This is a genomic window from Rhizobium sp. BK456, assembly GCF_014194045.1.
Classification (GTDB): domain Bacteria; phylum Pseudomonadota; class Alphaproteobacteria; order Rhizobiales; family Rhizobiaceae; genus Rhizobium; species Rhizobium redzepovicii.
On the sequence record NZ_JACIAO010000004.1, the window covers coordinates 449,882 to 465,977 of the forward strand.

At 62.5% G+C, this 16,096-nt stretch carries 16 protein-coding genes; 7 read left to right on the forward strand and 9 right to left on the reverse strand.

Annotation, left to right across the window (positions count from 1 at the left end; all coding sequences use genetic code 11):
- Positions 1–9: 9 nt before the first annotated feature.
- Complete coding sequence (locus FHX03_RS14885) at positions 10–1,044, forward strand: L-idonate 5-dehydrogenase (protein ID WP_183854287.1); 1,035 nt, start codon at positions 10–12, stop codon at positions 1,042–1,044.
- Between the two features lie 19 nt (positions 1,045–1,063).
- Here FHX03_RS14885 and FHX03_RS14890 read toward each other — a convergent pair whose 3' ends face one another.
- The 3 genes from FHX03_RS14890 to FHX03_RS14900 all read right to left on the reverse strand — a co-directional run bounded on the left by FHX03_RS14890 (position 1,064) and on the right by FHX03_RS14900 (position 4,067).
- On the reverse strand, positions 1,064–2,410 hold the full coding sequence (locus tag FHX03_RS14890) for an NAD(P)/FAD-dependent oxidoreductase (protein WP_183854289.1): 1,347 nt from the start codon (positions 2,408–2,410) through the stop codon (positions 1,064–1,066).
- A 1-nt stretch (position 2,411) separates the two neighbouring features.
- Entirely contained in the window at positions 2,412–3,299 is an 888-nt protein-coding gene (locus FHX03_RS14895) for a dihydrodipicolinate synthase family protein (RefSeq protein ID WP_183854291.1), read from the reverse strand.
- A gap of 72 nt (positions 3,300–3,371) precedes the next feature.
- Positions 3,372–4,067: a GntR family transcriptional regulator gene (locus tag FHX03_RS14900; protein ID WP_097624319.1), complete on the reverse strand. Its 696-nt coding sequence runs from the start codon at positions 4,065–4,067 to the stop codon at positions 3,372–3,374.
- Between the two features lie 214 nt (positions 4,068–4,281).
- Here FHX03_RS14900 and FHX03_RS14905 point away from each other — a divergent pair, with 214 nt between their 5' ends.
- Complete coding sequence (locus tag FHX03_RS14905; RefSeq protein WP_097624320.1) at positions 4,282–4,479, forward strand: hypothetical protein; 198 nt, start codon at positions 4,282–4,284, stop codon at positions 4,477–4,479.
- Positions 4,480–4,533: 54 nt separating this feature from the next.
- On the opposite strand, the gene FHX03_RS14910 is transcribed toward FHX03_RS14905, so the two are convergent.
- Positions 4,534–5,841: a GGDEF domain-containing protein gene (locus tag FHX03_RS14910; protein WP_183854293.1), complete on the reverse strand. Its 1,308-nt coding sequence runs from the start codon at positions 5,839–5,841 to the stop codon at positions 4,534–4,536.
- 152 nt (positions 5,842–5,993) lie between these two features.
- Here FHX03_RS14910 and FHX03_RS14915 point away from each other — a divergent pair, with 152 nt between their 5' ends.
- Positions 5,994–7,664, forward strand: coding sequence for a sensor histidine kinase (locus tag FHX03_RS14915; RefSeq protein WP_183854295.1), 1,671 nt, complete (start codon positions 5,994–5,996; stop codon positions 7,662–7,664).
- An 87-nt stretch (positions 7,665–7,751) separates the two neighbouring features.
- Here the strand turns inward: FHX03_RS14915 and FHX03_RS14920 are convergent, their stop codons facing one another.
- Positions 7,752–8,270, reverse strand: a complete 519-nt coding sequence (locus FHX03_RS14920) for a hypothetical protein (protein WP_003592237.1) — start codon at positions 8,268–8,270, stop codon at positions 7,752–7,754.
- A gap of 311 nt (positions 8,271–8,581) precedes the next feature.
- Entirely contained in the window at positions 8,582–9,046 is a 465-nt protein-coding gene (locus tag FHX03_RS14925; protein WP_097624323.1) for an Lrp/AsnC family transcriptional regulator, read from the reverse strand.
- A 126-nt stretch (positions 9,047–9,172) separates the two neighbouring features.
- Here FHX03_RS14925 and alr point away from each other — a divergent pair, with 126 nt between their 5' ends.
- The 3 genes from alr to FHX03_RS14940 all read left to right on the forward strand — a co-directional run bounded on the left by alr (position 9,173) and on the right by FHX03_RS14940 (position 12,686).
- Positions 9,173–10,303, forward strand: coding sequence for an alanine racemase (gene alr, locus FHX03_RS14930; protein ID WP_131710630.1), 1,131 nt, complete (start codon positions 9,173–9,175; stop codon positions 10,301–10,303).
- A 31-nt stretch (positions 10,304–10,334) separates the two neighbouring features.
- Entirely contained in the window at positions 10,335–11,585 is a 1,251-nt protein-coding gene (locus tag FHX03_RS14935; RefSeq protein WP_183854297.1) for a D-amino acid dehydrogenase, read from the forward strand.
- 81 nt (positions 11,586–11,666) lie between these two features.
- Positions 11,667–12,686, forward strand: a complete 1,020-nt coding sequence (locus FHX03_RS14940; protein ID WP_183854299.1) for an AraC family transcriptional regulator — start codon at positions 11,667–11,669, stop codon at positions 12,684–12,686.
- Positions 12,687–12,755: 69 nt separating this feature from the next.
- Here the strand turns inward: FHX03_RS14940 and FHX03_RS14945 are convergent, their stop codons facing one another.
- Positions 12,756–14,090 (reverse strand): aspartate aminotransferase family protein, encoded by a 1,335-nt coding sequence (locus tag FHX03_RS14945; protein ID WP_183854301.1) that lies wholly within the window; start codon positions 14,088–14,090, stop codon positions 12,756–12,758.
- Between the two features lie 142 nt (positions 14,091–14,232).
- On the opposite strand from FHX03_RS14945, the gene FHX03_RS14950 reads away from it, so the two are divergent.
- Positions 14,233–14,781, forward strand: coding sequence for a cupin domain-containing protein (locus FHX03_RS14950; protein ID WP_054184486.1), 549 nt, complete (start codon positions 14,233–14,235; stop codon positions 14,779–14,781).
- Between the two features lie 73 nt (positions 14,782–14,854).
- On the opposite strand, the gene FHX03_RS14955 is transcribed toward FHX03_RS14950, so the two are convergent.
- Complete coding sequence (locus FHX03_RS14955; protein ID WP_097624327.1) at positions 14,855–15,307, reverse strand: DUF5086 family protein; 453 nt, start codon at positions 15,305–15,307, stop codon at positions 14,855–14,857.
- Between the two features lie 5 nt (positions 15,308–15,312).
- On the reverse strand, positions 15,313–16,095 hold the full coding sequence (locus tag FHX03_RS14960) for a pyrroline-5-carboxylate reductase (protein ID WP_097624328.1): 783 nt from the start codon (positions 16,093–16,095) through the stop codon (positions 15,313–15,315).
- Position 16,096: the final 1 nt, after the last annotated feature.

The window sequence follows — 16,096 nt, forward strand, 5'->3', positions numbered from 1 at the left end:
GAGCATATGATGCAGACACGTCTGGCACGGCTTTACCAGAAGGGCGATCTCAGGATCGAGACCGACACCGTTTCGGCCCCCGGTCCAGGCGAGGTGCTGCTCAAAATGGCAGCCGCAGGCATCTGCGGCTCCGACCTGCATTATTACCAGGACGGTGGTTTTGGGCCGGTCAGGGTGCGTGAGCCGATCATCCCAGGCCACGAGGCCTCGGGAACGGTAAGCCAGGCGGGCGAGGGCGTCGACCTTAAAGCCGGCGTGCTGGTGGCGGTCAATCCCAGCCAGCCCTGCGGACATTGCGAATATTGTGAGAAGGGCTTGCCGATCCACTGCCTTGAGATGCGCTTCATGGGCAGCGCCATGCGCCTGCCGCATGAGCAGGGCATGTTCCGGGAATGGCTGGTCGTGCCGGCCAAACAATGCTTCGAAGTGGGTGCCGCGACGACGGCCGCGGAAGCCGCGTGCAGCGAGCCCTTGTCCGTCTGCCTGCACGCTGCATCACGCGCCGGCGATATCATGGGCAAACGCGTCCTAATCACTGGTGCCGGCCCGATCGGCGCGCTGATGGTTGCCGCCGCTCGCTATCACGGTGCCGCCGAGATCGTGGTGACCGATCTTGCGGACGCGGCGCTGGAGAGGGCGAAGGCGATGGGCGCCAGCCGCGCGATCAATGTTTCCCGGGATGCGGCAGCACTTGCCGAATTCGAGACGGGCAAGGGCTATTTCGACCTCGTCTTCGAATGCTCGGCCGCCGCTCCGGCCATCCGCAGTGCGATCGCGGCCATCCGGCCGCGCGGCACGATCGTGCAGGTCGGGGTCGCGGGAGAGATCCCGATCCCGCTCAACGCCATCGTCGGCAAGGAGTTGCATATCCACGGCACGCAGCGCTTCCACGAGGAGTTCGCCACCGCTGTCGCGCTGATCTCAACCCGCAAGATCGATGTGCGGCCGATCATCAGCCACAGCCTGCCGCTGGAAGAGGCCACCGCAGCCTTCGCGCTTGCCGGCGATCGCACGGCCGCCTGTAAGGTGCAGCTTACGTTTTAGCGTAGGGCTCGGCTCCGCCTCACTCCGTCCCGGCCTGCCATTCGCGATAGGCGAGATGGATCTTCGCGCCGATTGTCGTCAGCGGCCGTGGCGGCAGTAAAACCGGTGCCGCCAGGCGGCTGTAGACACGGCCGAGTTCGGAATCGTGCCCGAGCACGCGTTCGGCCGCGGCCATGCCGGCGGCGGTGGAGTTCGATGCGCCGAGGCCGTTGCAGCCGCAGGCGGCGAAAACGCCGCGTTCGATTTCTCCGAAGGCCGGCACATGGTTGCGCGTCAGCGCCATCGCGCCTCCCCAGCGATACTGCATGTCGACACCGGCGAGACCAGGAAAACGACGGGCGAATTTGCTGTCATGCAGACGGCCGGCGCTGCGAATGGCGGCATCGCTGATCTCGATGCCCGGATTGTAGCTGTAGCGCGATCGCACCAGGATCCGGTCGCCGCCGCCGGTGTTGATGCGCCGCACCGTCGTTCCCATCGGCAGCGCCGGGGTCGCCGCCCACTTCCTTTCGCCGCCAAGCCTTGCCGGATCGAACTCCTCCGTCAGGGAGGCATAGGTAAAGACATGCAGAAGACGCCCGCGAAAGAAACCGAAGCTTTCCGCATGGCCGTTATTGGCGAGGATGATCTTGCCCGCCAGCACCGATCCCTTCGGCGTCTTCACCAGCCAGCTATCGCCGGAGCGCTCGAAGGACAGGGCCGGCGTCCGCTCGAACAGCCGCACCGGTTCCTTCAGACAGTCGGCCACCCCTCTGACATAGGCGGCCGGCTGGATGATGATGGTGCCCGGCGAGAACAGAGCGGAGGTGAAGACCCCCGATCCGGTCACTGCCTCGATCTCTTGCCCCTTGAGCAGGCGATGCGCTTCCCCCATTTTCCCAAGCTGCAGCGAATAGGCTTCGAGATGCTTGTCGCCTTCCGTGCTCATCGCGATGCTGTAGCGGCCGCATGGGTCGAACAGTTCCTTCCCCCAGCCGTTTTCGGCAGCGAGTTCGGTCGCGAGCGCAATGGCCGAACGCTGCAGGAGCACGGAGTCGCGGAACTTGCCTTCCGACTCGCCGCTGAAATCGTCGGAGGAAACCTCGTGGGGCAGGTCGATGATGAAGCCGGAATTGGCGCCGGCCGGACCTTCACTGATAATGCCCGCTTCGAGAACAGCGACCCGGACGGTCGGGTCGAGACGCGAAAGGCGGTGGGCCGCCGACAGGCCGGCAAAGCCGCCGCCGATGATCGCGACATCGACGCTGACCGCTTCGGAAAGTGCCGGGCGCGGCGCGCGCGGCGCAAGCGTCGCCACCCATCCCGACACGCCCGCCCGTTTGGGAAGCCTCGATGCGACGAAGACGTTCTTTGCGGCCTCTCTCACGTCAGATCGCTTCCCGCTCCATGAGCGTTTCGAGGGAGTGCCGGAGAGCGGGAAGCTTTTCCGGGGCAAGGGCGCGCAGCGGCTTTCTCGGGGCGCCCGCGCCATAGCCGATCAGCTCGGCGGCTGCGTAGACGGACTGCACGTAATCGCCCTCCCAGATCAGGCCCATGGCCGGCTCCAGGATTTTCCAGAGCGCGCGGACCTCGTCCCATTTGCGCTGAGCGGCCGCCGCAACGAGCGCAACGCAGGTTTTCGGCGCGAAGTTCGCGCCGCCCCAGATCAGGCCGTCGCATCCGGCATAGAGCGCATAGGGGACGAGTGGGTCGGCGCCGTTCATGACGAAGCGGCCGGTGCGTATGAGGGCTGCCTGTTTTCCCAGATCCCCGCTGCTGTCCTTGACGGCTGAAAAGCCTGGAATGTCGTTCAGCTTATCCAAGAGCTCCGGCGTGATGGCGACGCCGACCGCCTGGGGCACGTTATAGCCGATGACCGGAAGGCCAGCCTTGGCGACCTCGGCGTAGAAATCGAGAATGCCCTGGTCGTCGGTCGGCCCTTCGAAGAAGGGCGGAAGCACCATGACGCCTTCGGCGCCGGCGTCGCGGGCGCGGGCGGTCCGCTCGACGACATCTTCCACCAGCAGCGCCGAGGTCTGGGCGATCACCTTGGCGCGGCCATTAACGATCTTCGCGCCGCGACGGACCAGTTCCTCGGATTCTTGTTTGGAGAGATAGACATGCATGCCGGTTCCCGAGCTGAACAGGAAGCTGTCGATGCCTGCGGCGAGATAGTGTTCGACATTGACTTCAAGCCGTCCGTAATCGATGCGGCCGGCATCGTCGAACGGGGTGGTGATTGCGAGATTGAGTCCTGGAAAGGGAAAGGCGGTCATTGATGGAAATCCCGTTGCGTTAGGCCGAAGGTCGATCTGGATTGTCTTGAGCTGCGTGTCTGATTGCCTGACCTAGAGGGTCGGCGCCTGCAGTCCCTCAGGGGCGGCGTACATCGCCATGTTCCGCCTGGAGAGTTCGATATGGAGCCGCGCTAGCTCGCCGGAGGCCTCGGCGTCACGCCGCTCGATGACCTCGATCATCTCGTCGTGCTGAGCCGACGCCAACTCCAGTTCCTCCTGCATGCGCGGCGTGTTCGGGTGCTGGTAGAAGATCTTGCCGATCCTTGCGTGGTCGATCTGCAGGCGGCGCAGGCTCGGAACGACGTAGACATTGTGAGCCATCTCGCCGATCTGGCGGTGGAACTGATCATTGTAGAATACCCGGCCCTCGACATCGCAATCATCGACCGCCTTCCGGAAGGCGCGCTGGATCTCTCTGAGAACCTCCAGTTCCGCAGTCGTCCGGTTCTCGGCCGCGAGCTTGTTGGCGGTAATGTAGATCATCGGCGCGAGCAGGAAAAAGTCGCGCAGCGAGTTGTAGCTCATGGAGCTGACACGGGCGGCGCGGTTCGCCTCAAGCTCGATATAGCCCTCGCCAGCCATCTGCCGCATCAGCTCGCGCACCGGCGGACGTGAAAGCCCGAATTCCTCGCTCAAGGCCACTTCATCAAGCACCGCACCCGGAGGCAGCTGCATCGTCAGGATACGCCTGCGCAGTGCGAGTTCGAGGCTGGACTTGCGGTCCGGAATGGCGACTTCGGCATTCATATCTCAGCTTGCCTCATAATTTCTTTAGAAGACATTATGTAGACATACGGTTGCCGTCAAGTCTTGATAGCTCTGGGGGGTTGTCGGAGCCTGCAAATCGAGGGTTGCTCACGTGAAAGTGCGACACGCACGGAAACAAAAGCGGACCCGGCCTGTTACCGCTTAACCCGCGCAGGCATTCCTGGCCGGGCGTGCACCCGCATGGGAGCAGGATATGGATACAGCAACGCAGTGGGCTCTTCTTCTCGGCGCTCTGACGCTGGCGAGCTGGATCGCGGGCGGGCTGACGGCCGTCTTCGGAAACGTGGAACCCGGTCATCGGCAAAAGGCAGCGGGATATCTGAGCTTCGGGCTCAACGCCGCCGGCCTCATCTCCGCGGCTGCCATGGTTGCGATCCTGGTCATCCGATGAATGTCGATCAGCCGGGTGGCAGGTCGGAATTCGGGCCACACCCTATTCTATATTCTAGCGCCGGGCGGCGATCTGCTCGGTGGCGGAAGGTGCAGCCTGGTGCGGCCGGCGAAAGACGCAGACCTGGTTGCGGCCGGCTTCCTTGGCGCGGTAGAGAGCCATGTCGGCCTCGTGCTGGAGATTGGACAGTGAGATGTCGGTGTCGAGCGCCGATTTCAGGGCGACCCCGACGCTCAGCGTGACCGAGGGGCCAACACCGGAGGACGGATTCGGAAGGGCAGCGGCTTCTACGCTCTCGCGTATTCGCGTGGCCACCGCGATGGCTTCGTCTTCGTCGACATCCGGAAGCACTATCAGGAATTCCTCGCCGCCATGGCGCGAAACCAGGTCGCGATCGGCGCGCACGCAGCTCTGGATGATGCCGGCAACCTTGACGAGGCAGCGGTCGCCCTCGCCATGGCCGAGCTTATCGTTCAGTGCCTTGAAGTGATCGATATCGCACATGAGCATGGCTGCGACGACGCCGGTTTCACCGTCGTTGCGCCACAGGCCCTCGAGCGTTTCTATCATCCAGCGGCGGTTGGCGATCCCCGTCAGTGGATCGGTTCTGGCCAGCCGCTCCAGTCGGGCGTTTGCATCGGCCAGTTCTGCAACCCGGCGCTGGTCCCTGCAATCTAGCAGAAATGTCTTCTGCGCCAGGATGTTCATCGTGCGCCGAGCAACCACGGTGGCGATGATCCCGCAGGAAAAGAACAGGGTCGCGGCGACGACGCTGCCGGCGTCCAGGATCGGGTTGTGCCATTGAAGGATGAAATAGAGACAAAGGGCATAACAGGCGATGGCAACCGTCCACGCCAGCGGCACGCTGAAGATGGTGATTGCGCTCGTCGCGACGAACAGCATGATGCTCAAATGCCGCTCGTAAAATTCACCGCCGGCAAAAACGCCGACAAGTGCCACCGATAGAAGAATAAGGCACATTCCCACAAGCAGCGATGCGCGCTGAACCGCCGCCGCGCGCGGCTTGCTCCAGACGAGCGCTGTCAAAATCGCCGCCGGCGGCAAAAGGCAGGCGGGAGCAACCATCGACAGCACGACCTGTGGGGGAAGTAGAATAGCGTTCAGCGCCAGCGTCAGGATATCGACGAATGCCACCCATATCATCCAGGACCGGATGACCTTCGCGGTCTGCCGCCATGACTTTTCGTCATATCGGCGGCGCAGATCCCCCGTCAGGCGGATATCGCGGGTTCTGCCCGATAAAAGACGTTCGACCTCATCGGCCATCGCACCATTCAGTGGCCGCAACGAGAAGGATCCGGCGGCAGAACCTTCGGAGGACGTGCTTTTGGCATCATTCATCCTTGGATTATGTAGCCGCGATCGGAGGCTCGGCAAGGCGCACGCCCGGATGTCCTGATTCGTATGTTGATATTTTGTAAACAAGATTCCCTGCGTGATCTGGGCCAGATCGTCCCGATCATGCTACGAACCCTCGTCCGAGAGGGAACAGGATGAGACTCAAGCTGGTTGCAGTTGCGGTCGCGGCGCTGGCGCCCGTGGTCGCGATGCTCGCATACAACGAAGTCGCGCTCCGCCATCAGCGCAACGAAGAGGTGCGCGCGTCCGCAGCACAGGCTGCAAGGCAGGCGTCGTCGGAAGTCGAACGGATCGTGGAGGGCCTGCATGCCCTTCTGGTGTCGGTGTCCGCCATGCCTTCCGTCCGGCATCTCGACATCCAGGCGTGCAACGAGGCTCTCAAATCGGTTGCCGAAAGCATTCCGAACATCCGGACCATCTTCGTCGTCAGGCTCGACGGGCGGCCGGTCTGCGGGAGCATGGCTTTTCCGGCCGGCGTGGTGTTCTCCGATCGCGATTACTTCAAGCAGACGCTCGAGACCAAAGACTTTTCCGTCGGCACCTATACGCAGAGCCGCCTTTCCGACCGCCCCGTCCTGCCGCTCGCAATGCCTTTGATCGAAGGCGAGAGCGTCAAGGCCCTCATCGTCAGCGGTATCAGGCTGGACTGGCTGCAAAACCGCATCACCGAGCGCGGCGTCGCTCCCGGTAACGCGGTGACGATCGCCGACGGCAAGGGAACCATCGTCGCGCGCGTTCCCCTTCCGGAACAGTTCGTCGGCACGGTCATACCCGACGAATACCAGCACCTGATCCACGCTGAACAGCCCGATGTGATCGAGGTGACGAGCCAGGACGGAACCGTGCGCATCCTCGGCTATCGCCCGATAGCGCTGCCGTCCAGCCCCCTCTATGTCAGCGCCGGCTTCTCGAAACCGGAAGCTTTCGCGCCGATCAACCGGGCGACGCTGATGAATACGCTCGCCATCATCGGCGGGGCACTTTTCGCCTTTCTGGCCGCGATCTTCATCGGCAACCGCTTCATTCTCGCGCCGATCTCCAGGATCGCGGAGGTGATGGAGAAGTGGCGCAATGGCCAGACGACGGCGCGCACCGGCATGACGGGGCCGGACGAACTGGACATCGTCGGCGCGACCTTCGACCGGTTGCTCGACGAACTCGATGAGCGGAGACGCCGGAACGAACAGGCGGAGGAGGAGCGAACCCTGCTCGTCCGCGAGATGGCGCACCGGGTCAAGAATGGCTTCGCTCTCGTTCAGGCGATCGCCCGGCAGACCTTTTCGCGCTCCAATCCGGAAAGCTACAACGCCTTTGCAGAAAGGCTCGCCGCACTTGCCGGCACATACGATCTCATCCTGTCACGGGAGGGGTCGGCCGCCCCCATCCGGGAAATCATCTCCGCCGCCTTGCGGGCGCACATCGCCTCGCAGGAACGCATTCGTCTCGATGGCCCCGACGTGATTCTTCCGGCCGATATCGCCCTGCCGCTTTCCCTCGTGCTCCACGAGTTGGCGACCAATGCAACGAAGTACGGAAGCCTTGGAAGCGAGCAGGGAACCGTCGCCGTCGAATGGAAGCACGATGACGGCCGCGTCCTCCTTGTATGGACGGAAACCGGCGGGCCGCCGGTTTTGACGCCGACAAAAAGAGGCTTCGGCTCCGTCCTCATAGAGCGGGCCTTTTCCTCCAAGGCGCAGGCGCAATCCAGATCGGATTACAGGTCCGAAGGGCTCGTCTTCGAAGTTGTCTTCTTAACCGGGGAACCCGCAGCGAAGACGGAAGTCGAAGTCCCGATAGGGACATAGTGCCTTCGAGCAGATATGCCGGAAGCATGGCCGGTTTGAAACCAGCCAGGATGCCCATGCGCCCGCCGACACTCCGGCTGGACATTCCTATCTTCCCGCTGCAGGGGGGCGTTGCAAATCGATGCGGCTCGTCACCACGGATTTGCCCGACGTCGGGTCCTGATCGACCGTTTGAAGCCGAAGCCTGTCCTGTCCGACTTTCTCGATCATCAACGTCGCGTTTCGGTCGCCATTGACCACGCGAGCCCAGGTCACTCGAAGATTGAGCGCGTCGCCCTGCCTGCTGCCGACCAGTTTGGAAGGCTGTCCCGATGGCCCGATGTAGTTGCCGGTGTATCGTTGTCCCAATGCCTTGACGTTGGCCGAGAACGCTCTTGTGAAAACCGCAAGGCCGCGGCATTTCCCGTTCATCGAGACTGCGGATTCACTCGCGTCTGATTTGAGCGTGCAGGAAACATTGAAGTTCGTGCCGCCGATCTTGGTGAGAACCATACCGGTCCCGCGCCAATCGCCCGCCAGGGATCGCAAGAATCCCGACTCCGACGCCTTTGCTGTGTGAGGCAGGCAGGACAGCGAGAATATAGCAGCGATCAGAACAGCACGCATGATAGCCTCCCCGTTTAAGCTACCAAACCGCTGAACGCTGCCGATTGTTCCGTAGAGATTCAGGCTCTAGCCGGCACCGCAGCCCAACAATCCGCCGCTGACGAGCGATCCGCAAGGCTGCGGCGTTGAGAATTGATAGAGGCCCGCTGATGGTGCTCGGTCGCGCAATCAAAAACTCCCCGCCTCGAACCTTCGCGCAAGACGGAGAGAGGGATCGTTTTCGAGCCGGAATTCGGCTTTCATTGGCAGGCAGTCAGACCACCCGGATTTCGAATGGCGGCAAAACCGACGCCGTGTTTGGTGATCGCGTTTTAATGCCTGCCTCTGGTGCGCGTCGCCAGAACATTGCGGATCGAGAAGCTGGAATGAATCCGGAGGACGCCCGGTAGGGTCGACAGTATTTCCTTGTGGATGCGCTCGAATTCGCCCGGACTGGCGACCTCCACGCGCAGGAGATAGTCGGAACCGCCCGTCATCAGAAAACATTCCCGGATCTCGGGATGCCGGCGGACCGCCGCCTCGAAGCGATCGAGATGGTCCTCCGTCTGTCGCTCGAGCGTGATGTTGATGATCACGGCGATCATCTCGTCCGCATTGCCGGGGTCCACCAGCGCCGTATAGCCGCGGATCACCCCTGACTTTTCCATGATCTTTATGCGCCTGAGGCAGGCGGACGGCGACAGGCCGATCTCGGCGGCGAGCTTGGCATTGCTCATGCGCGCGTCGAGGCGCAGCAGTCTCAGGATATTGCGATCGATCGAGTCGAGAGCGGTCATGATAGATTATACCAAAAGTTCGCCGATTATGCGGATAATAAGCAAATAATGCGATAAGCAGCTGCTGAATGCTAGGCAATTTCGCGCATTGTTTCATAAACTTTCCTGAGATCGAGAGGGATGGACATGGATAGCGATATTTTGGTTTCCCGCACACGCACCACGACCGCAAAGGGAGCCACGGGCTATCTGACGATCGATCTTGCCGCGCTCGGCCGCAACTACCGCAAGCTCGTATCGATGCTGGCGCCGGTCCGCGCCGGAGCCGTCGTCAAGGCCGACGCCTACGGCCTCGGCGCCGAGCGGGTCGCGGCAACGCTCTACGGCGAAGGCTGCCGGCATTTCTTCGTCGCCCAGTTCGTCGAGGCGGTCAGGCTGCGGCCGACCCTTGCGCATGACGCCCAGATTTTTGTGCTGAACGGCTTGCAGCCGGGCAACGAGATCGCCTGCGCCGAGAGGGGCATCGTGCCGGTTCTCAACTCGCTGGCCCAGTGGCGGCAATGGTCGGCGACGGCGCGGATGCTGAAGCGATGCCTGCCTGCCGTGCTGCAATTCGACACCGGCATGTCGCGGCTCGGCTTTCCCCGGGAAGAACGAGCCGAACTGGCGGCAGCGCTTGGCGACGGCAGCAATGTCGAAATCCTGTTCATCATGAGCCATCTCGCTTCGGCCGACGATATGGAGAGCGACCAGAACGGCGAACAGTTGGCCGAGATGTCCCGCATTGCCGACGAATTTCCCGGCCTCGACATGTCCTTCGCCAATTCCGGCGGAGTCTTCCTCGGTGATGCCTATCATGGTGTGCTCGCCCGCCCCGGCATCGCGCTTTACGGCGGCGCGCCCAACAATGGTGAGGCGAACCCGATGGAGCCGGTCGTCAGCCTCGATGTCGCCGTGGTGCAGACCCGCACCGTGCCGGCAGGCACCAAGGTCGGCTATGGCGGCGCGCATGTCACCCAGCGGGAGATGCGTCTCGCCACCATCGCCGCCGGCTATGCCGACGGTCTGCCCCGGACGCTCAGCGACCGCGGCGCCGTCTATGTCAACGGCATCCGCCTGCCGATCGTCGGCCGGGTCTCGATGGACAGCGTGACCGTCGACGTGTCGGCACTGCCCGAAGGCACGCTGACGCTGGGCAGTCTGGTCGAAGTGCTTGGCCCGAACCAGACGCTCGAGGACATCGCCGGCGATGCCGGCACCATATCTTACGAAATCCTAACCGCTCTGGGCGATCGTTACGACAGGCAATATCGCTGAGAGCCCGGCGGCTCCATCATTTGGGAAGATCATGAAAGTCATTGTTCTGGGTGCCGGTATCGTCGGCGTCACATCCGCTTATCAGCTAGCCAAATCAGGCCATGAGGTCACGGTCGTCGATCGGCAGACAGGCCCGGCGCTGGAAACGAGCTTTGCCAATGCCGGCGAAGTTTCCTTCGGTTATTGCTCGCCATGGGCAGCGCCCGGCATTCCGGCGAAAGCGATGAAGTGGCTGTTCATGAAACATGCGCCCCTCATCCTGCGCCCGAAGCTCGACATGGCCATGCTCTCCTGGATGGCGAGGATGCTGTCGAACTGCACCTCCGAGCGCTACGCGATCAATAAGAGCCGCATGCTGCGCCTTGCCGATTACAGCCGCATCGCGTTGGCCGACCTTCGCGCCGAGACCGGCATCGCCTATGACGAACGCATGCAGGGAACGCTGCAGCTCTTCCGCACGCAGCAGCAGCTCGAGGCCTCGGCCAAGGACGTCAAGGCGCTGGCGGCGGACGGCATTCCCTATGAGGTGCTGAACCGGGACGGCTGCATCCGCTTCGAGCCGGCATTGAAGCACGTGCGCGACAAGATCGTCGGCGGCCTGCTGACGCCGAAGGACGAAACCGGCGACTGCTTCAAATTCACCAATGCGCTGGCCGCCAAAGCCGAGGTGCTCGGCGTCCGCTTTGCCTATGACACGACGATCAAGGCGCTGGATGTCGAGGCCGGCCGCGTACGCGGCGTCATCACCGATCGCGAACGGATGAGTGCGGATGCGGTGGTGGTTGCGCTCGGCAGCTATTCGCCGCTGCTGCTCAAGCCCTTCGGCATCAAATTGCCGGTCTATCCGGTGAAGGGCTATTCGCTCACCATCCCGATCACCGACGCGACGCGCGCTCCGGAATCGACCGTTATGGATGAAACCTTCAAGATCGCAATCACCCGGCTCGGTGACCGCATCCGCGTCGGCGGCATGGCTGAAATCTCGGGCTATACCAACGATCTCGGGTTCGCCCGCCGCAGCACGCTGGAACATTCGGTCACCGATCTGTTCCCCGGCGGCGATGTTTCCAAGGCGTCCTTCTGGTCCGGCCTGCGCCCGATGACGCCGGATGGCACGCCGGTCATCGGCCCGACGAAGGTCAGCGGTCTCTTTCTCAACACCGGCCACGGCACGCTCGGCTGGACGATGAGCACCGGTTCGGCGCGGCTGATCAGCGATCTGGTCGGCGGTCGCACGCCTGAGATCGACGCGCGGGATCTCGCCATCAATCGATATGGCTGAAACCCGTCAAACGGCGCAAAATGCAAAGAAATGATTGCGGCCATCGCTTATTATCGATGGACTTTGTCTTCGAGGTCATGAATGTCCGGTCGTTCCCTTATGCCCGCCAATGGCAGCTCCCTCCACGATCCGACGAGGCAGAGCCCGCCGTTTTGGGAGACGGCGTTCAGCGGCACGGATCCGGACGCACTCTCGGAAATATTGTCGACGCCGAACTCTCCGATCAAGGCTGAGGCGAAAGCCCACGCACCCATCGCCTATCGCTGCAATTTCGTCGCGACGGAAGAGCTGGCCATTGCCGACTGCGCCTACGAAGGCACAATCTCGATCCGGCGGGAGGCGCCCAGTGGCAAGGTGATCATATTCCTGCCGATGGAGGGGGACGCCCTCTTCGATGCGGGCAAGGAGCATATCCATTCCATTCCCGGCCGCGGCGCCATTCTCGGGGCGGGCCGCGTCTCGGGTGCCCGCCTGCTCGGCCCGCGCCGTCATCTCGGCCTGTTCATCGATCAAGCGAGGATCAACAGGCACCTGACACAGATGTTCGAGCGAACGATTATTGGCGACACGGATTTTCGTCCCTCTATCGATCTGACGACCGGTCCAGGGCTCGTGTTGCAGCAACTCGCCGCGAACCTCCATTATGGGCTCAGCGGCGACGGGCCGCTGCAGCAGTCGCCGCTGGCTCTGAACGCGCTCTGCGACGCGACGATCTATCTGCTTCTGGAGACCTGTCCCCATCGCTATTCGGAGGCGCTTGCGCTTCCCGCTCCGGCCCCGGCTCCTCGCCATGTGAAATGGGCGATCGAATTCATGCAGGAATATATCGCCGAGCCGATCTCGCTCAACGATATCGCGACCGCAGCCAAGGTCAGCGTCCGCACTTTGCAACAGGGTTTCCGGCAGTTCAGAGATACCACGCCGATGGCCTACCTGCATGAAATCCGGATGCTTGCCGCCCATCGCGATCTGCTCGAATCCGGCACGCGACAGGCCGTCGCCGACATCGCGCTCCGATGGGGATTTACCCATCTCGGGCGATTTTCAGCAGAATACCGGAAGCGTTTCGGTCAACTGCCGTCACAGGCCCCCAAGCGCTGATCGCCATACTTGCAGCCGGGCGGTTCCGTCGGCGATTCAAATCGCCGACGAGGGACGCCGGACGCAGGTCTATACCACGCGCTTCAGTGCATCGCCGATCGTCGAGACGATCGTGTCGATTTGGCTCTTCTCGATGATGAGCGGCGGCGAGAGCGCGATGATGTCGCCGGTCACGCGGATCAGCAGGCCCTTGTTGAAGCAGTCGACGAAGACGTCGTAGGCCCGGGTTCCCGGCGCGCCGTTGCGAGGCGCCAATTCGACCGCGCCGACCAGGCCGAGATTACGGATGTCGACGACATTGGGGAGGCCTTTCAGCGAATGCAGGGCCTCCTGCCAGTGCTCGGCCAGATCGGCCGCGCGCGTCAGCAGTCCTTCTTCCTCGTAGATGTCGAGGGTTGCAAGCCCGGCGGCGCAGGCGACCGGGTGACCGGAATAGGTATAGCCGTGGAAGAGTTCGATCGCATTTTCCGGGCCGACCATCAGGCCGTCATAGACCTTGCGGCTGGCAAAGACCGCGCCCATCGGGATCGCGCCGTTGGTCAGCCCCTTTGCCGTGGTGACGAGATCCGGCACGACGCCGAAATAATCGACCGCGAAAGGCGTGCCGAGACGGCCGAAGCCGGTGATGACCTCGTCGAAGATCAGCAGGATGCCGTGCTTGTCGGCGGTTGCACGCAGCTTTTCCAGATAGCCTTTCGCCGGCAGGACGACGCCCGCCGATCCCGACATCGGTTCGACGATGACGGCGGCAATGGTTTCGGCGCCGTGCAACTGCACCAGGCGCTCCAGATCGTCGGCCAGTTCCACGCCGTGGGCGGGAAGGCCCTTCGAAAAGGCATTGCGCTCGACGTCGAGCGTATGGCGCATATGGTCGGCCGGTATCTGCGGAAAGACCCGCCGGTTGTTGACGAGGCCGCCGACGGAAATGCCGCCGAAGCCGACGCCGTGATAACCTTTCTCGCGTCCGATGATGCGCGTGCGGGTGCCCTGGCCGATGGCACGCTGATAGGCGATGGCGATTTTCAGCGCCGTATCGACCGATTCCGAACCTGAGCCCGTGAAAAATACCCGGTCGAGCTTGCCGTCCGGGCCGCCCGGCGCGTTCGCGGCCAGCTTGGCGGCGAAGTCGAAGGCGATCGGATGGCCCATCTGGAAGGTCGGAGCATAGTCCATGGTAGAAAGCTGCCGTTCGACTGCCTGGGCGATCTTCTTGCGGCCATGGCCGGCATTGCAGCACCAGAGGCCGGCAGTGCCGTCCAGCACCTGGTTCCCGTCGACGTCGGTGTAATACATGCCCTCTGCTGCGGCCAGGAGGCGCGGCGTAGCCTTGAACTGCCGGTTCGCGGTGAACGGCATCCAAAAATTGTCGAGTACGGGCGCGTTCGGTTTGCTGATCTGGTCCATGCTGGCCTCCTATGGTTGGCGGTGAGAATGGCAATTTCTCCCAGTCAAACAAGTCCTTTTCTTCTGCGGTACAAGTCATTGAAACTGAACGGATGAGCGGATATGTTTTTCGATATTCTGGACAACATAAACGGACCGCATCATGTCAGTCGACATCGGCAGCCGCCTGCGTCATCTGCGCATCGCTCATAAGCTTTCCCAGCGTGAACTGGCCAAGCGCACCGGCGTGCCCAATTCAACGATTTCGCTGATCGAATCGAACGCCTCCAACCCTTCGGTCGGGGCCTTGAAACGGATTCTGGACGGTATCCCGATCGGTCTGGCGGAGTTCTTCGCCTTTGAGCCCGAGCGTCCGAAGAAGGCTTTCTATGCGGCCGAAGAACTGGTGGAGATCGGCAAGGGCGCCATCTCCTACAGGCAGGTTGGAGAAAACCTGTTCGGGCGCAGCCTGCAGATGCTCAAGGAATGTTACCAGCCGGGCGCCGACACCGGTAAGATTCCGCTTGTTCACGAGGGGGAGGAGGGCGGGATCGTCCTCTCGGGAAGGCTTGAGGTGACCGTCGACGACGAGCGGCGTATCCTCGGGCCGGGGGATGCCTATTATTTCGAAAGCCGGCGGCCGCATCGGTTCCGCTGCGTCGGGCCGGTGCCCTGCGAAGTCATCAGCGCCTGCACGCCGCCGACGTTCTAGAGCATGATGCCGAAAAGTGTGAGCGGTTTTCGGACGACATCATGCTCTAACTCTTTAATTTAGCAGGTCACATCTATTCTGAATCGGATCTGCCTATGCATTCGAGAATTGCCGTGCGGCAAACCATGGCCTCTCTTTGCGCCGGAGATTGTTGACGCCAGGCCTTGTCGGCGATCCGGAACTCGATGTCCTTGTAAAAATAGGTCTTTGCTTTCCGTCTGAGGCGGCTCCTGTCCAAAGCCGCCGCCGTCACGACGAGATGGGCGGCAAGCCGCTTGAATTGCCAGGGCGGCGTATGCCGCTCCTTCTCGATCACTTCAAGATGGTAATAGGGATCGTGATCGGCGGGGTCGGGAACCTTGTAGATGGTGGCCCAACGAATGGTCCGTGGTGAGAGGGAGAGAATGACGGTGGAAACGGCCGGTGGTCTTGCCGCCTCGGCATGCGCCAGGACGCTTCCGCCGAGAAGGGCCGCGACGGCTGCAAGGGCGGCGCCGAGACCTGTTCGCATCCATGCCGATGCCATGCGCCTCAGCTCCTGCGGCCCTCGATGCGGGCAAGCACGCCGTCGAGGGCGGCGGTGAGTGCGGCAAGACCGCCCTGCTTGTCGAAGTCCGAAAGAACCTGCTCGTTCAGGCCGCCTTTGGTGGCGAATTCGCGGCTCAGCGCGCTGAACGGCTCGTTGCCGGGGTTGTTGGCTTTCTGCGCCAGGCTTGCAAACAGTGGGGCGATGTAGGCTTGGCCCTTTGCCCTTTCGAGGCCGCTTTTTTCCAGCCAGCCGGTGATCGACTCCATGACGCCGAAATAGGTCGACATGACTGCGCTTGCGGCCGCGAGGAGATCGTATTCCTTCCGCGACTGACACTGGACGGCCGTTCCGAGTGTGTCAAACAGCGCCGCGATGGCGGCATTGGCGGGATAGATGGCAGTAACGCCTTGCCGCTGTGCGACGAAGGGCAGGGGGATGGCCTGGACGAGATCGATATCGGCGCCGATCCAATCGAGTAGGGCTTGCCGCTCCGTCGCCGCGACGAGGCTGACGACCGTCTGGCCGGTCCTGAACGACAGCGCCCGCACGACCTCCTCGGCGATCTGCGGCCTTATCGCCAGGAACACCATGTCGCTGCGATCGACGACAGTCTGGTTGTCCCCGGCAATCCTGACCGAGGCGAACTCTTCTGCCAGCGTGGCGGCAATGTGCGCGCTCCGCGGTGAAACGTGGACCTCGGAGGCGTAAGCCGGTGCGGCCAGAAGCCCGCGAACCATGGCTTCGGTGATGGCGCCGGTGCCGACGAATCCAATGCTGTCGATCATC

Coding starts and splice junctions, on each gene's coding strand:
- FHX03_RS14885 (WP_183854287.1), top strand. CDS start 10: ATGCAGACACGTCTGGCACGGCTTTACCAGAAGGGCGATCTCAGGATC.
- FHX03_RS14895 (WP_183854291.1), bottom strand. CDS start 3,299: ATGACCGCCTTTCCCTTTCCAGGACTCAATCTCGCAATCACCACCCCG.
- FHX03_RS14900 (WP_097624319.1), bottom strand. CDS start 4,067: ATGAATGCCGAAGTCGCCATTCCGGACCGCAAGTCCAGCCTCGAACTC.
- FHX03_RS14905 (WP_097624320.1), top strand. CDS start 4,282: ATGGATACAGCAACGCAGTGGGCTCTTCTTCTCGGCGCTCTGACGCTG.
- FHX03_RS14910 (WP_183854293.1), bottom strand. CDS start 5,841: ATGAATGATGCCAAAAGCACGTCCTCCGAAGGTTCTGCCGCCGGATCC.
- FHX03_RS14915 (WP_183854295.1), top strand. CDS start 5,994: ATGAGACTCAAGCTGGTTGCAGTTGCGGTCGCGGCGCTGGCGCCCGTG.
- FHX03_RS14920 (WP_003592237.1), bottom strand. CDS start 8,270: ATGCGTGCTGTTCTGATCGCTGCTATATTCTCGCTGTCCTGCCTGCCT.
- FHX03_RS14925 (WP_097624323.1), bottom strand. CDS start 9,046: ATGACCGCTCTCGACTCGATCGATCGCAATATCCTGAGACTGCTGCGC.
- alr (WP_131710630.1), top strand. CDS start 9,173: ATGGATAGCGATATTTTGGTTTCCCGCACACGCACCACGACCGCAAAG.
- FHX03_RS14935 (WP_183854297.1), top strand. CDS start 10,335: ATGAAAGTCATTGTTCTGGGTGCCGGTATCGTCGGCGTCACATCCGCT.
- FHX03_RS14940 (WP_183854299.1), top strand. CDS start 11,667: ATGTCCGGTCGTTCCCTTATGCCCGCCAATGGCAGCTCCCTCCACGAT.
- FHX03_RS14945 (WP_183854301.1), bottom strand. CDS start 14,090: ATGGACCAGATCAGCAAACCGAACGCGCCCGTACTCGACAATTTTTGG.
- FHX03_RS14950 (WP_054184486.1), top strand. CDS start 14,233: ATGTCAGTCGACATCGGCAGCCGCCTGCGTCATCTGCGCATCGCTCAT.
- FHX03_RS14955 (WP_097624327.1), bottom strand. CDS start 15,307: ATGGCATCGGCATGGATGCGAACAGGTCTCGGCGCCGCCCTTGCAGCC.
- FHX03_RS14960 (WP_097624328.1), bottom strand. CDS start 16,095: ATGATCGACAGCATTGGATTCGTCGGCACCGGCGCCATCACCGAAGCC.